The sequence below is a fragment of the Bradyrhizobium sp. HKCCYLS3013 genome, assembly GCF_051167615.1.
Classification (GTDB): Bacteria; Pseudomonadota; Alphaproteobacteria; order Rhizobiales; family Xanthobacteraceae; genus Bradyrhizobium.
In genome coordinates, this window is sequence record NZ_JBNPTK010000011.1 from 213,010 (window position 1) to 226,951 (window position 13,942).

14 protein-coding genes are annotated in these 13,942 nt (G+C 66.1%); 7 read left to right on the forward strand and 7 right to left on the reverse strand.

The features are described 5' to 3' along the window. Positions 1-5: 5 nt before the first annotated feature. The 4 genes from ACQR1F_RS20850 to ACQR1F_RS20865 are packed head-to-tail and all read left to right on the forward strand — an operon-like array spanning position 6 to position 4,450. Complete coding sequence (locus tag ACQR1F_RS20850; RefSeq protein WP_434913746.1) at positions 6-872, forward strand: ABC transporter permease; 867 nt, start codon at positions 6-8, stop codon at positions 870-872. After that, positions 869-1,879: an ABC transporter ATP-binding protein gene (locus ACQR1F_RS20855; protein WP_434913747.1), complete on the forward strand. Its 1,011-nt coding sequence runs from the start codon at positions 869-871 to the stop codon at positions 1,877-1,879. Before ACQR1F_RS20850 ends, ACQR1F_RS20855 begins: the two co-directional genes overlap by 4 nt. Before the next feature lie 14 nt (positions 1,880-1,893). Beyond that, entirely contained in the window at positions 1,894-2,928 is a 1,035-nt protein-coding gene (locus tag ACQR1F_RS20860) for an ABC transporter ATP-binding protein (RefSeq protein ID WP_434913774.1), read from the forward strand. Between the two features lie 34 nt (positions 2,929-2,962). Next, a complete protein-coding gene (locus ACQR1F_RS20865; protein ID WP_316237546.1) occupies positions 2,963-4,450 on the forward strand; it encodes an ABC transporter substrate-binding protein in 1,488 nt (495 codons plus the stop codon). A 288-nt stretch (positions 4,451-4,738) separates the two neighbouring features. Here ACQR1F_RS20865 and ACQR1F_RS20870 read toward each other — a convergent pair whose 3' ends face one another. Beyond that, positions 4,739-4,900 (reverse strand): hypothetical protein, encoded by a 162-nt coding sequence (locus ACQR1F_RS20870; RefSeq protein WP_315714266.1) that lies wholly within the window; start codon positions 4,898-4,900, stop codon positions 4,739-4,741. A gap of 225 nt (positions 4,901-5,125) precedes the next feature. On the opposite strand from ACQR1F_RS20870, the gene ACQR1F_RS20875 reads away from it, so the two are divergent. After that, positions 5,126-6,019, forward strand: coding sequence for an NAD(P)/FAD-dependent oxidoreductase (locus tag ACQR1F_RS20875; RefSeq protein WP_315803408.1), 894 nt, complete (start codon positions 5,126-5,128; stop codon positions 6,017-6,019). A 109-nt stretch (positions 6,020-6,128) separates the two neighbouring features. After that, complete coding sequence (locus tag ACQR1F_RS20880) at positions 6,129-6,296, forward strand: hypothetical protein (protein ID WP_316217430.1); 168 nt, start codon at positions 6,129-6,131, stop codon at positions 6,294-6,296. 6 nt (positions 6,297-6,302) lie between these two features. Here ACQR1F_RS20880 and ACQR1F_RS20885 read toward each other — a convergent pair whose 3' ends face one another. From ACQR1F_RS20885 to ACQR1F_RS20910, 6 genes are read right to left on the reverse strand one after another with little or no spacing between them, the layout of a single operon-like run. Further along, positions 6,303-7,160 (reverse strand): ABC transporter permease, encoded by an 858-nt coding sequence (locus ACQR1F_RS20885; protein ID WP_316217429.1) that lies wholly within the window; start codon positions 7,158-7,160, stop codon positions 6,303-6,305. Beyond that, the gene (locus ACQR1F_RS20890; RefSeq protein ID WP_434913748.1) at positions 7,157-8,086 is read right to left on the reverse strand and encodes an ABC transporter permease; all 930 of its coding nucleotides are present in this window, start codon (positions 8,084-8,086) and stop codon (positions 7,157-7,159) included. The genes ACQR1F_RS20885 and ACQR1F_RS20890 overlap by 4 nt, the downstream gene beginning before the upstream one ends. After that, positions 8,086-9,078, reverse strand: coding sequence for an ABC transporter ATP-binding protein (locus tag ACQR1F_RS20895; protein WP_434913749.1), 993 nt, complete (start codon positions 9,076-9,078; stop codon positions 8,086-8,088). Before ACQR1F_RS20895 ends, ACQR1F_RS20890 begins: the two co-directional genes overlap by 1 nt. Further along, complete coding sequence (locus ACQR1F_RS20900; protein WP_434913750.1) at positions 9,075-10,049, reverse strand: ABC transporter ATP-binding protein; 975 nt, start codon at positions 10,047-10,049, stop codon at positions 9,075-9,077. Before ACQR1F_RS20900 ends, ACQR1F_RS20895 begins: the two co-directional genes overlap by 4 nt. 4 nt (positions 10,050-10,053) lie before the next feature. After that, positions 10,054-11,691 carry an ABC transporter substrate-binding protein gene (locus ACQR1F_RS20905; protein ID WP_434892811.1) on the reverse strand — a complete coding sequence of 546 codons (1,638 nt, stop codon included), beginning with the start codon at positions 11,689-11,691 and terminating at the stop codon, positions 10,054-10,056. 49 nt (positions 11,692-11,740) lie between these two features. Continuing rightward, positions 11,741-12,562, reverse strand: coding sequence for a sugar phosphate isomerase/epimerase family protein (locus tag ACQR1F_RS20910; RefSeq protein ID WP_316182448.1), 822 nt, complete (start codon positions 12,560-12,562; stop codon positions 11,741-11,743). 215 nt (positions 12,563-12,777) lie between these two features. Between ACQR1F_RS20910 and ACQR1F_RS20915 the strand changes: the two genes are divergently transcribed. Then, positions 12,778-13,917 (forward strand): hypothetical protein, encoded by a 1,140-nt coding sequence (locus tag ACQR1F_RS20915; RefSeq protein ID WP_316237543.1) that lies wholly within the window; start codon positions 12,778-12,780, stop codon positions 13,915-13,917. The last annotated feature ends 25 nt before the right edge of the window (positions 13,918-13,942 follow it).

Consider the following 13,942-nt stretch of genomic DNA (forward strand, 5'->3'; position numbering starts at 1 on the left):
CTGCCGTGGTCGTTGAAACGGGCGCTGCGCCTGCGTCCAATGCGTTCTGGCGCCGCGCGCTGCGCCATCGCAGCTTCACGGTCGGCGCGCTGCTCTGTCTGCTGGTGCTTGGCGCCGCACTGCTGTCGCTGGTATGGACGCCATGGTCGGCCTATGAGATCGACGTCGCATCCAAATTGCGGCCGCCATCAGCAGCGCATTGGCTGGGCACCGACGTGCTCGGCCGCGACATCGTCTCGCTATTGCTGGTGGGTGCCCGCGCGACCATTCTGGTCGGCGTCATCGCCGTCGGCATCGGTCTCACCTGCGGCGTCTGCCTCGCCCTGGTCGCAGCCGCCCGGCGCGGCTGGACCGAGGAGCTGATCATGCGCTTCAGCGACTTCACCTTCGCCTTTCCCGCGGTGCTGTCGGCGATCATGCTGGCGGCGGTGATCGGGCCGGGCATGGCGACGTCGATCGCCGCGATCGGCATCTTCCAGATCCCGGTGTTCGTGCGGGTCACCCGCGGCCAGGCCGGCGCGATCTGGGCGCGCGAGTTCATCCTGGCGGCGCGTGCCGCCGGCAAGGGCCGCTTCCGCATCACCATCGAGCACGTGCTGCCGAACATCCTGTCGATCCTGATCGTGCAGGCGACGATCCAGTTCGCCCTGGCGATCCTGGCTGAGGCGGCGCTCTCCTATCTCGGCTTGGGCACCCAGCCGCCGCAGCCGTCCTGGGGACGGATGCTGAACGATGCGCAGACATTGCTGTTCCAGTCGCCGAGCCTCGCCGTGTATCCTGGTGCCGCCATCGCGCTCGCGGTGCTCGGCCTCAACCTGCTCGGCGACGGCTTGCGCGATCTGCTCGACCCACGGCTGGCGAGGCAGCGATGATGGCGAGCGATCAGCCTCTGCTCGATGTGTCGGGTCTCGGCATTCGGCTCAATACCAGCCGCGGCTCGGCGCAAGCTGTGCGCGAGGTCTCCTTCGCGCTCCGGCGCGGCGAGACGCTCGGCATCGTCGGCGAGTCCGGCTGCGGCAAGTCGATCACCGCGCTCGCTCTGCTTGGGCTTCTGCCCGATAGCGCCGTCGTTAGCGGCAGCATCAAGCTTGATGGCCGCGAGCTGGTCGGTCTCGGTGATGCCGATTACTGTAAGCTGCGTGGCAACCGCATCAGCATGATCTTTCAGGAGCCGATGACCGCGCTCAACCCGATGCACACGATCGGCCACCAGGTGGCCGAGCCGCTGCTGCGGCATACCGGCTGCACGGCGACCGAGGCGAAGCGCCAGGCAATCGCGCTGCTCGACCGCGTCGGTCTGCCGGACCCCGTCCGACGCTACGACGCCTATCCGCACCAGTTCTCCGGCGGCCAGCGCCAGCGCATCACCATCGCGATGGCGCTTGCCTGCAAGCCCGACGTGCTGATTGCCGACGAGCCCACCACCGCGCTCGACGTCACCATCCAGCGCCAGATCCTCGATCTCATCGCCGATCTGGTCGCCGAGCGCGGCATGGCAATGATCCTGATCTCGCATGATCTCGGCGTGATCGCCGAGAACGTGCACCGCATGATCGTGATGTATGGCGGCACGGTGGTCGAGAGCGGCACCACCGACGCGGTGTTCTCGCGCATGGGTCATCCCTACACGCAGGGCCTGTTCAGGGCGCGGCCGCGGCTCGGGGCCCGCAAGGGCACGCGCCTCTCGACCATTGCCGGCACGGTGCCGGAGCTGGCCGATCTGCCGGCCGGTTGTCCGTTCGCAGATCGTTGTGGGCTGGTGATCGACGCCTGCCGCACCGCGCTGCCGTCTCTGGGCGAGATCGGCGCCGGGCACGGCGTCCGCTGCATCCGCGCCGATGCCGCGCTCGCGCGTGACCCGGTGGGAGTGGTCGCTTGAGCACCGCCGCGCAGATGTCGGCCGAGACGCCGCTGCTCGAGGTCACGGATCTCGTGCAGCGCTATGCGCTGCCGCGCGAGAGTCTGCTGCGGCCGCCCGGCGAGGTGCTCGCGTTGAACGGCGTGTCGCTGTCGTTGATGGCGGGCAGGAGTCTCGGCATCGTCGGTGAGTCCGGCTCCGGCAAATCGACCTTGGCGCGGCTGATCATGGCGCTGGAGAAGCCGTCATCGGGATCGGTGCTGATGGCTGGACGCGATCTCCACCGCCTTTCGGCGGATGAGTTGCGGCGCGCCCGCCGCGAATTCCAGATGGTGTTCCAAGACCCGTACGGATCGCTCGATCCGCGCCAGACCATTGCGCGCATCGTCGCCGAGCCGCTGACCGCTCTGGAGTCTCCTGATCGCGAAGTCCTGCGCACGCGCGTGGCCACGGTGCTGCGGCAGGTCGGATTGCGCGATGCCGACATGGACAAATATCCGCACGAGTTTTCCGGCGGCCAGCGCCAGCGCATCGCGATCGCGCGGGCGTTGATCACCCAGCCCAGGCTGATCGTCGCCGACGAGCCGGTCAGCGCGCTGGACGTGTCGGTGCAGGCGCAGGTGCTCAACCTGATGCAGGACCTGCAGGAGCAGTACGGCCTCAGCTACGTGCTGATCAGCCATGACCTCGCGGTCGTCGACTATCTCTGCGACGAGGTCGCGGTGATGTATCTCGGCCGCATCGTCGAGCGCGGGCGGCCGGAGGACCTGTTCGGCCAATGCGCGCATCCTTATACGCGCGCGTTGCTCGACGCCGTGCCTCGCGCGCAGGCTGGCGCTGTCAGGCGCCGGCGTACGGACGTTGCGATCGCCTCGCAGTCATCGGGAGCCGCCGGGTGTGCCTATGCGCCGCGCTGTCCGCTCGCCGATGCGCAGTGCCGCACGACGGCCCCCGCATTGCGAACGCTCACGGGAGCGCATTCGGCCGCCTGCCATAAAGCGGAAAGCGTGATGACGCTGCCGGCGCTCGCCGCAACGGAACAGCAGCCACTTGTCTCGAAGCCGCTTTGACGCGTAATTTGGTTTCCTCAGGGAGAAACAAACAATGTTGAAAAGACTATCGATCATCGTCTTGGCCGCGCTCGTTGCGGCCGCAGCGCCGGCTCTCGCGCAGAACAAGAAGGACAGCGTCGTCGTCGGCATGACCTTGGAGCCGCCGGGGCTCGATCCGACCAGCGCGGCCGCGGCGGCCATCGCCGAGGTGACGCTCTACAACGTCTATGAGACGCTGACCAAGATCAACGAGGACGGCTCGGTTTCGCCGCTGCTGGCCTCGAGCTGGCAGGCCTCGTCCGATCTGAAGAGCTACACCTTCAAGCTCGCCAAGGGTGTGAAATTCCAGAACGGCGAGGCGTTCGACTCCGCCGCGGTGAAGTTCTCGTTCGAGCGCGCCGGCGCCGCCAACAGCACCAACAAGGACAAGGCGCTGTTCCAGGCGATGGAGTCCGTGACGGCTCCCGACGCCGAGACCATCGTCGTCAAGCTGAAATATTCTGAGCCCAACCTGCCGTTCCTGCTCGGACAGGCCACCGCATCGATCGTCGAGCCGAAGAGCGCACCGACCAACGCGACGCAGCCGGTCGGCACCGGGCCTTACACGCTGGGCGCCTGGGCCAAGGGCTCATCGCTGACCTTGAACAAATGGCCCGAGTATCGCAACGCCGCAGCCGTGAAGCTGTCCAAGGTGACGATACGCTTCATCTCCGATCCGGCGGCGCAGGTCGCGGCGCTGCTGTCCGGCGACGTGGACGCCTTCCCGCGCGGCACAACGGCGCGCACCTTGCCCCAGTTCAAGTCCGACCCGCGCTTCACCGTGCTGATCGGGGGCTCCAAGGCGAAGACCATCGTCACCATCAACAACAAGAAGAAGCCGCTCGACGACGTTCGCGTCCGCCGCGCGATCCTCGCCGCGATCGATCGAAAGGCGATGATCGAAGGCGCGGTCGACGGCCTGGGGACGCCGATCGGCAGCTTCTACGTGCCGGGCTCGCTCGGCTATGTCGACACCACCGACATCAATCCCTACGACCCGGAGAAGGCGAAGAAACTGCTCGCCGAAGCCGGCGTGACCACGCCGCTGCAACTGTCGTTGCGGCTGCCGCCGCCGGCCTATGCGCGGCAGGGCGGCGAGGTGCTTGCGGCTCAGTTGGCCAAGGTCGGCATCGTCGCCAAGATCGAGAACCTCGAATGGGCGGCGTGGCTGTCACAGGTGTTCAACGGGCCGCATGATTTCGACCTGACCATCGTCTCGCATGTCGAGCCGTTCGATCTCGTGAAGTTCACCGAGAAGAACTACTATTTCGGCTATCAGTCCGAGGCCTTCGACAAGCTCTATCAGAAGATCGTCGATACCCCTGATGAGACCGGGCGTGCCAAGCTGCTCGGCGACGCCCAGCGCATGCTGGCGACCGATGCCGCTGCGGGTTTCCTGTTCCAGCCGCAGTGGATCACGATCATCAACAAGAAGCTCAAGGGCGTCTGGAAGGACGTGCCGCAGTTCGAGAATGATTTCTCGAGCTGGTCGTGGGAATGATTGTCGCCGCTCTTCGTATAACACCGCAGTGAAGCTGCACGATACAGCGCCCTCTCCCCTTGTGGGAGAGGGCATCGCCGGCCTATCCGCGTGCGCGGTAGGGTGAGGGGTATTGCTAGCGGTATTGCTGCGAATACGGCTCTCGCGGCGGGAGACCCCTCACCCAACCGCGTTTGCCGCTCTGTCCTACTTGTCTCTCCCACAAGGGGAGAGGGCGTATAAGCAGCCGCCGTGCTTTCGCAAATGATCGTCTGGTGGCTTCGATGAGCCACACGATCCTTGTCCAAATCAGTTCGGCCAATCGATCGGCGTGAAGCGCAACTGCCGCCGCCGCATCTCGGCCTGGAGTTCCTGCGCATACTGCTTGGCCCGATCACCGATCAGGCGGTAGGGGCCCCCGATCCTGCTGTCGGCGGCCACCTGCTTTCGGACACTTTCGTAGTACGCCATCAAGCTTTCATCGGTCGAATTTACAAATCGCATCCACGCGCCCTCGCAACAAATCCCCCTCGCTGCCAAGTTTGCACGGCTTTTCCGCCGCGGCAGCGACATAAGTTAACACTCGATGGCCGTGAATGGTTCCATTCTTGTTCCGGCGTCTCCGCCAGTTGACAAGAGGATCAGGAACCGTTCCGCCTCCCGACATTTGGTTCCGTTAGTTGAACGAGAGCGACAATGCACACCGAAGTACTTATCATCGGCGGCGGTCCCGCAGGCCTGATGGCCGCGATCTACCTCGCACGGTTCCGGCGCCGGGTCGTGATCGTCGACAGCGGCGCGTCGCGGGCGGCGCTGATTCCCCGGAGCCATAACTTGCCGGGTTTTCCGAACGGCATGCCTGGAAGCGAGCTGCTCGCACGGATGCAGCGGCAGGTCGAAGAACTTCACGTTCCGATCATCCGGAGCACGGTGAGCGCTCTCGACACGCGCGATGCAGATCTCGTTGCGACTCATGAGCGCGGAACGGTCACCGCAAAGCGCGTCATCCTCGCAACGGGGATTGTCGACAAGCAGCCGCCGTTGGCCGATTGGCGAGCGGCGGTCGGTGACGGCGAGCTGCGCTATTGTCCCGTCTGCGACGGCTTCGAAACCATCGGCCACAAGATTGCGATCGTGGGCGAGCTCGCCGATGCCGCCGGCAAGGCGCTGTTCATGCGCGTCTACAGTTCGGACGTCACCTTGATCCCGATCGATGATGCGCAGGATGCGGCGAAGCGGCAGGAGCTTGCCGCCGCCGGCGTTCGGGTGACGCCGCAGCTTCATGCGTTGCAGCGCCGGGACGGTGCGCTCGAAGCGTCGTTCGTCGATGGCAGCCGCGCGCGGTTCGAGATCGTGTATCCTGCGATGGGGGCCGATGTCCGCTCCGACCTCGCCATCCGGCTCGGCGCGCGGCATACGACTGAGGGCTTTCTCGAGGTCGATGCCAAGCAGCGCTGCGGCGTCGCAGGACTCTATGGCATCGGCGACGTCGTCACCGACCTGCATCAGATCGCGGTGGCGTTCGGCCATGCCGCGGTCGCCGCCTGTCACGCGCATCATTCATTGCCGATGCGCCATGCGGAACCATAGCGGCAAGGCGGCGTGGAATTGATCACAATCTGAAATTGCGATATCCCATGTGAGCGCCGCTTGCGTTGATGTGTCGGACCATGATCTTATGGACAGAAGATCGGCATGCATGACTGCGGCATTGAGTTGTCGCGAGGAGGCCGAACGCGATCCGGCCCGCCGCGATCAGTGGTTGCAGCAGGCGTCGAAATGGATGGCGCTGGCGGCCGAGCAGGCCGGGCATGCCCTGATCGTCTGCGAGCATGGTGCCGCGGCGAGTCACGAGGCTCGCCGTTGACCATAGCTATTGCAGCGTCGGATCGAGCCGGTCGCGCAGCCAGTCGCCGATGACGGACACAGCGAGCGTCGTCACAACGATCGTGGCCGCCGGCGCCAGCATGATCCACGGCGCGCGCGTCAGATACTCTCGGCCATAGCCGACCATGTTGCCGAGGCTCGTCATCGGCGGCTGCACGCCAAGGCCGAGAAAGGACAGGCCGGACTCCAGCAGGATGACTTCCGGAAACACCAGCGTCATCGACACGATCAGGGTCGAGGCGATGTTCGGCAGGATATGTCTGAGATAGACGCGCTGCGGAGTCGCGCCGAGCTGGCGCACGGCGGCGGCATAGCCTTGTGCATTGGCGGAGATGGCGAGCCCGCGCGCGATGCGTGCGTAGCGTTCCCAGCCGAACAGGCCCATCAATCCAATCAGCAGCGGCAGCGAATTGCCGAAGAAGGCGAGCACCGCGAGCGCCAGGATCAGGAACGGCATGCTGGCCTGGAAGTCCGCCAGCATCAGCACGGCTTGCTCCACCAGGCCGCGGAAATGCGCGGCGAGAAAGCCGAGCGTGGTGCCGGCGATGGCGGAGATCGCAGTCGCGCCGAAGGCGATCAGGAGCGAGATCCGGATCGAGACGATCAGCCGTGACAGCACGTCACGGCCGAGCTCGTCGGTGCCTAGCCAATGCGCCGGGTTGCCGGGCAAGGACAGGCGATTGCGCAGATCGAACTTGGTGAAGCCGTATGGCGCGAGCTGATCGGCGAAGATCGCCAGCAACAGCATCGCGACGATCCAGCCGATTGCGATGGTCACGGAGACGGGAATATTCGGCCAGCGCGGCCGCCGCGCGGCGGGCGATTTCAATGCAAGGTCGGTCATGCCTCTGCTCCCTTGCTGCGCAGCCGCGGATCGAGCAGGCCGTAAAGGAAATCGACGATCAGGTTCGACGTGACCATCGTCATCGCCACCAGCAGCAGGATGCATTGCACGACCGCGAGGTCGCGGTTGGCGACGGCGACGACCAGCAGACGGCCGACGCCGGGCCAGGAGAACACGCTCTCGACCACGACAGCGCCGGCGATCAGGCTGCCGACCATGAAGCCGAGAATGGTGACGGTGGGGATCGCCGCGTTGGGCAGCGCGTGATTCGTGATCACCCGGCGCCACGGCACGCCCTTGGCCGACGCCGTTCTGATGTAGGGCTGACCGAGGATTTCCAGCATGGCGCTACGCGTGAACCGCGCCAGCACCGCGGCGCCGCCGAAGCCGAGCGTCACGATCGGCAGGATGGCGTGACGCCACGAGTCCTGTCCGCCCGATGGCAGCCAGCCGAGTTGCACGGCGAAGATCAGCACCAGCAGCAGCGCCAGCACGAAGCTCGGCACGGTGAAGCCGGCCACCGCCGTGATCATCACGGCGCGATCGATCGCCGAGCCGCGATGCAGCGCGGCGCAGACTCCGGCGGGAATGCCGAGCAGAACCTTGACCAGAAAGGCGGGAATCGTCAGCGCAAGCGTTGCCGGGATGCGCTCGATCACGAGCTGGATCGCCGGGCGCCCGTCGCGCATCGACCGTCCGAGCTCGCCCTGGCCGATTGCCTTGAAGTAGTCGAGATATTGCATCCAGATCGGGTGATCGAGGCCCCAGGCCTTGCGGAATGCCGCGATGACTTCGGGCGGTGCTTCAGGCCCCATGATCATCAGCGCGGGATCGCCCGATAGCCTGAGTACGATGAAGGCGAAGGTGACGACGAGCGCGATCGTCAACAGTGCACGCGCGATGCGGATCGCGAAAAAACGGAGCATCAGGCAGCGTCCTGATTCTGTGACGGCGCACCGGTCACGAGGTGGCATGCCACCTGGCGCTGCGCATCGAGCGCGGTAAGCACGGGCACCTTGAGGGCGCAGCGGGCGGTCGCGTGGCTGCAGCGCGGATGGAAGGCGCAACCCGCAGGGCGCGCGGCTGGATTGGGCGGGTCTCCCGTCAGCACGATGCGGTGGGTGCTGCGGCGGCCCGGAGCCGGGGAGGCCGATACCAGCGCCTGCGTGTAGGGATGCTGTGGCCGTGCGAACAGATCGTCGGCATCGCCATATTCGACGATGCGGCCGAGATACATCACCGCCACCTTGCTGCTGATCTGCCTGATGACGCGCAGGTCATGGCTGATGAACAGCATCGTCAATCCGAGCTGGGCCTGCAGGTCGACCAGCAGGTTCACGACCTGCGCCTGGATCGAAACGTCGAGCGCGCTGACCGGCTCGTCGCAGACGAGGAAGTCTGGCTTGGTCGCCAGCGCGCGGGCGAGCACGATGCGCTGACGCTGACCGCCGGACAGGGCGCCGGGATAGCGGGCGCCGTGGCTGTCGTTGAGATCGACCGCCTGGAGCAACTCACGCACGCGCGCGTCGCGCTCGGCTTTGGTGCCGATGTCGTGGATGTCGAGCGGCTCGCGGATCTGCAAGGCCACGGGAAGTCGTCGATCGAGCGCGCCGAGCGGATCCTGAAAGATCATCTGCATGCGCGCGCGCTGGGCGCGCCACGCCGCCGAGCCGGGTGCAGCGACCGGCGCGCCGTCGAAGCGCACGCTGCCGTGGTCAGGCGCCTCGAGACCGAGCACCATGCGGCCGGTGGTGGACTTGCCGGAGCCGGACTCGCCGACGATGCCGAGTGTCTCTCCCTTTTGGATCGAGAAGCTCAGGCCATCGACGGCGTGGACGGATGCGGGACGCCCGAACAGGCCGGACCGCATCCGATAGGTGCGCGAGATCCCGAGGACCTCGACCAGCGGCGCTGTCATTCGGCGGCGAGCTCCACCGGCAGGCGCTGCGGCCGCAGGCAGGCCACCGCGCGGTCTGGCTCCACCGGCGCCAGCGGCGGCACGCCGGCGTGGCAGCCGTCGCCGGCAAACGTGCAGCGCGGCGCGAAGGCGCAGCCGCTCGGCAGCGCGCGCGGATCAGGCACCGTGCCGGGGATCGCCTGTAGCCGCCGCCTGATGCCATCGAGCGGCGGCAGCGCGCCGATCAGGCCCTGCGCATAGGGATGCCAGGGATCGTCGAACAGCCGCGTGGCGGGTGCGCGCTCGACGATGCGGCCGGCATACATCACGCAGACGCGGTCGCAATTCTCCGCAACGACGCCGAGGTCATGGCTGATCAGGACCATCGCCATGTTGAACTCGCGCCGGATGGCCGACAGCAGATCGAGGATCTGCGCCTGGATGGTGGCGTCGAGCGCGGTGGTGGGTTCGTCGGCGATCAGCAGCTCGGGCTGTCCGGCCAGCGCCATTGCGATCATGATGCGCTGGACCTGGCCGCCGGAGAATTCGTGCGGATAGGCCGACAGCCGCCTGACAGCATCGGGGATGCCGACGAGATCGAGCAGCCTCAGCGCCTCGATGCGCGCGGCCTCGCCGCGCAGGCCGCGATGCAGCGCCAGGCTTTCACACAGCTGGCGCCGGATCGTGAGCACCGGATTGAGCGCGCTGGCGGGATCCTGGAAGATCATCGCGATGCGGCGGCCGCGCACCTGGTCGAGCACCTTGCCGTCGGCGCCGAGCAGCTCGCGGCCTTCGAGCCTGGCCGAGCCTGATACTTGCGCTTTGCCGGGCAGGAGACCCAGCGCCGCGAGCCAAGTCACCGACTTGCCGGATCCGGACTCGCCGACGAGGCCGATGGCCTCGCCCTTGCCGATGTCGAGATCGATGCCGTGCAGCACAGGCGTGCCGTCGAAGGCGACCTTCAGGCCGGAGATGCTGACCAGCGGCGCCACGGCGTCACGCTCCGTAGTTGCCGGTGCGGAAGTCCATCGCGAAGGCCGGCGAGGCCTTCCATTTGATCGACTTCGGCTTGGCGGTGAAGGTCGCGTTCTGGTGCAGCACCGTATAGGCGGGGTCCTCGCGCTCGGCGATCTCCAGCATGCGGCGGAACGCCTTCTTGCGCGCCTCGCGATCGGTCGAGGTTTCCAGGAACTCCGACAGCCGGTTGAGCTCGTCGTTGCTCCATTCGCCGACCTGCTGCTGCTGGCCGTTGGGGCCGTGCTGGGCGACCAGCGACGACACCGGATCGTTGAAGGCGGCCGAGTTCGACCAGTCGCGCACCGCGCGGGTCGGGCCGCGCTCCAGGATCTGCGACCAGTTCTCCTTGGTCTCGATCTGAACGTTGAGGCCGACCGCCTGCCACATCTCGACCAGCACCTGCGCGGTCGCGACCTGGTTGGTGTAGTAGTTGTTGAGCAGGCGATAGGGGATCGGGTCACCCTTGTAGCCGGCCTGCTTGAGCAGGTCCTGCGCCAGCTTCGGATCGAACGCCGGCACGCTCCAGTCGGCGATGAACATGTCGCCGTAGAACTCCCATTGCAGGCCCTTCGGCACCTGCGTGCGGCCGGCCCACAGGCTGTCGACGATGGCCTGGCGATCGATCGCATGGGTGAAGGCGCGGCGCACCAGGGGATTGGCGAGCTGCGGATGGTTCTTGTCGAACACGGTGAGACGGTGATTGAGGATGGTGCCGCCCTGGACCTCGAACGCCGCGTTCTTCTCGATGCCGGCGATCTGGTCCGGCGGGATGTCGCAGGCGAACTGGTATTCGCCGGACAGCAGGCCGTTGATGCGGCTCGCGACCTCCGGCACTTCCAGGAACCGGATGCGCTTCAGCGGCGGTCGGCCGCCCCAATATTCGTCATGAGCCTCGAGCGTCAGCGACACGTCGGGCTTGAACTCGACGATCTTGTAGGGACCGGTCGTGATCGGCTTGCGCGCCCAGTCGAGATAGCTCGCAGCCTCCTCCCAGCCGCGCCGGCTCATGATGTCGGAGCCGTAGCGCATCAGGCGGCCTTCGATGGTCACGTCCGGCGTCGCGTTGACGAAGCGCACGGTGTATTTGTCGACCGCATCGACGCGGACGAGATCGGGCCACATCCGGCGGGCGACGCCGATGACGTCCGGCGGCAGCTCCTTGCCCGGGCGCGGCGTCGGGATCTTCTCGAACGCCTTGATGGTGGTGCGGCTCTTGGCCTCGCTATCGCCGAACATGCGCTCGCGGCTGAACGAGAACACGACATCCTCGGACGTCATCTCGTCGCCATTGTGGAACTTGACGCCCTGTCGCAGCTTCAATTCGACGGTCTGGTCGTCGATGCGCTTCCACTCGGTGGCGAGACCGGGAACGGCTTCGAGATTGCCGCGGAAGTTCTTGGAGATCAGGCTTTCCCACAGCGACGAGTAGAACACGCGCTCGCCGACATTGGACTGCTCGCGCAGCACGTCCAGCACGTTCGAGTTGGTCACCTTTTGTACGGCGATGGTGACCGAGGGACGGTTTTCTCCCTGCGCGATCGACACGCGCGGCAGGATGAAGCTGCCGCCGATCGCGGCGCCGGCGCCGAGCAGGCCGCGGCGGGTGAGCTTGGTCATGGCAATCTCTCTGTGGTCTGAGGTCGTCTGAAAGCGCGAACGTGGTGGCTTACTGAGCCAGCTCGAGCGAGGCGAGATACGCCGCGCCGGCCTTGACATGATCGTGGTTGCGCAGCTCGAGGATCAGGCGCGGATTGGAGGTGAGGCGGGCCAGCGCGCGAAACACCGCCACCCAGCGGATGTTGCCTTCACCGGGCGCCCAGTGGCGGTCGGCATAGCCATCGGTGTCCTGGAGATGCACGTGGGTCAGCATGTCGCCGGCGGCGTCGACGTAGTAGTCGACCGGCGGTGCGCCCGTCGAATGATGCGCGTAGTTGGCATGGCCGGTGTCGAGCGAGACGCGCACCTTGCTGCTGCCCAGCGCCTTCGCCAGGCCCACGCGATCGAGCGGATCCTTGTCCTCGATGTTCTCGATCACCAGCTCGCAATTGGCCTGTTCGGCGGAAGCGATCACATCGGACAGCGTCGCCCTGACACGCTCGATCAGCGCCTCGCGGTTGTCCGGCAGCATGTCGATGTTGTTGTAGTCCCAGGTCGTGTAGGGCGAGTGGATCACCATCTGCGTGGCGCCGAGGAACTCGGCGACCTCGAGCCCCTGCAGCAGGCGCTTGGTGACGGCGCGGCGGATCATCGGATCGTGGCTGTCGATCTTGAAGCCCCAGAACGGGCCGTGGATGCCGAGCCGGCCGGTGTGGCCCGACAGCATCGACTTGATCTCGTTGGCGGTGCTGCGCCAGTCGCTGTCGAGAAGATCCGCCCGGAAGAAGTCCTGGATTTCGAGATCGCGCTGGCGTTCGAGCAGCCAGTCGCGATGCGCGGGAATGGACTTGACGGAGAGGGCGGCGCCGAGCACCGGCAGCGTGGTGGTCATGTCGAGGAAACCTTTGGCCTGCGTGAGACCCGGCAAGCGCTAGCGGAGTTCGATGACGCTCCCATGAAGGGCTGTGGAGGACGACCGCGACATGTTGTGCCTGCGCCTGCACGAAGCCGGTCAGCAGATCAATCCCTGGGGTAGTCGCGCATTCGTCGCTGCTACTTGACGTAGCCGCGGGAATTGCAACAATGCGGCGAAAACGGGGAATTGGGATGACGGTGCGGCGGGCGATCCTTGGAACGGTACTTTCACTTCTGGCGCTGACGGCGATATCTGCGTTGAACGAGACTGCGCATGCGAAGGGGCCCTACGGCTCCGTCTCCGTGGCCGGTTGGTCGGGCGGCGCCTACACCGACGACAACACCGGGAAGTTCTCGAGCTGCATCGCATCCGCCAGCTACAAGAGCGGCATCAATTTCGGCGTTCTCGCGCTGCCGACCTACAACTGGGCTCTCGCCTTCATCCATCCTGGCTGGTCGCTCTCGCAGGGGCAGAAGTTTCCCATCGTGCTCAGCTTCGACGGGCGCAATTCCTACAATGTCGAGGGCTCGGTGTGGTCGGCCAACATGGTCGTCGTGCCGATGCCGAACGACTCCAGCCTGATCAAATCGTTCAGGGCGGCTCGGACGATGTCGGCCTTCGCGCAGGGCAACCTGTTCCAGTTCGATCTGAACGGCACGTCGGTGCTGCTGCCGTCGCTGGCGAATTGCGTGCGCATGATCAATGCCGGCGGATTGGCGGCAGCGACGAATTTCACGGTGCAGCCCGGTGCTCACTCGGCGCAGCGTCAGGCAGCTCCTGCCGGCGCCGCGCCCGCCGCTACCGCCAGCACGCAGCCGTCACGTGCCGCGGAGGATTCTCCCGAGCTGCAGTTGGAAGCGATGCAGATCGCCTCCAACTTCATCCTCAAGGCCTCGCTGTCGCATCCGGCCATTCTGGGCGGAGGCGAGCGGCCGGTGTGGCTGACATCGGGCGGGGTCGCCTGGAAGGCGGACAACGCCACCGGCTTCGTTCGGATCGTGCCGCCACAGCGCAATGTCGACGGCCTGGAAGTCGCCGCCACGATCATCGGCAACGACGCGCGCGACTGCAAGGGTAAGTTCATCTCGGCGCGCAACAGCGAGCTGGTCGACAGCGCCGTGGTGTTCCGCGGCATGTCCTCCTGCGAGGACAGCGAGAAGTCGGATATCGCCGAATACTTCATCTTCCCGCGCAAGGCCGGGGGCTTCGTGCTGTTCTCGGTGGTCACGCCCACCAGGCCGGTCGGTGGCGGCGGTGGCCAGCAGCTGCAGACGCGCGAGGAGGCCAACGCCAATTTCCGCAAGGCGGCCTACACCTCGATCGGCAAGTAGGCCACTTCCTGTCGCGGAGCCGTCA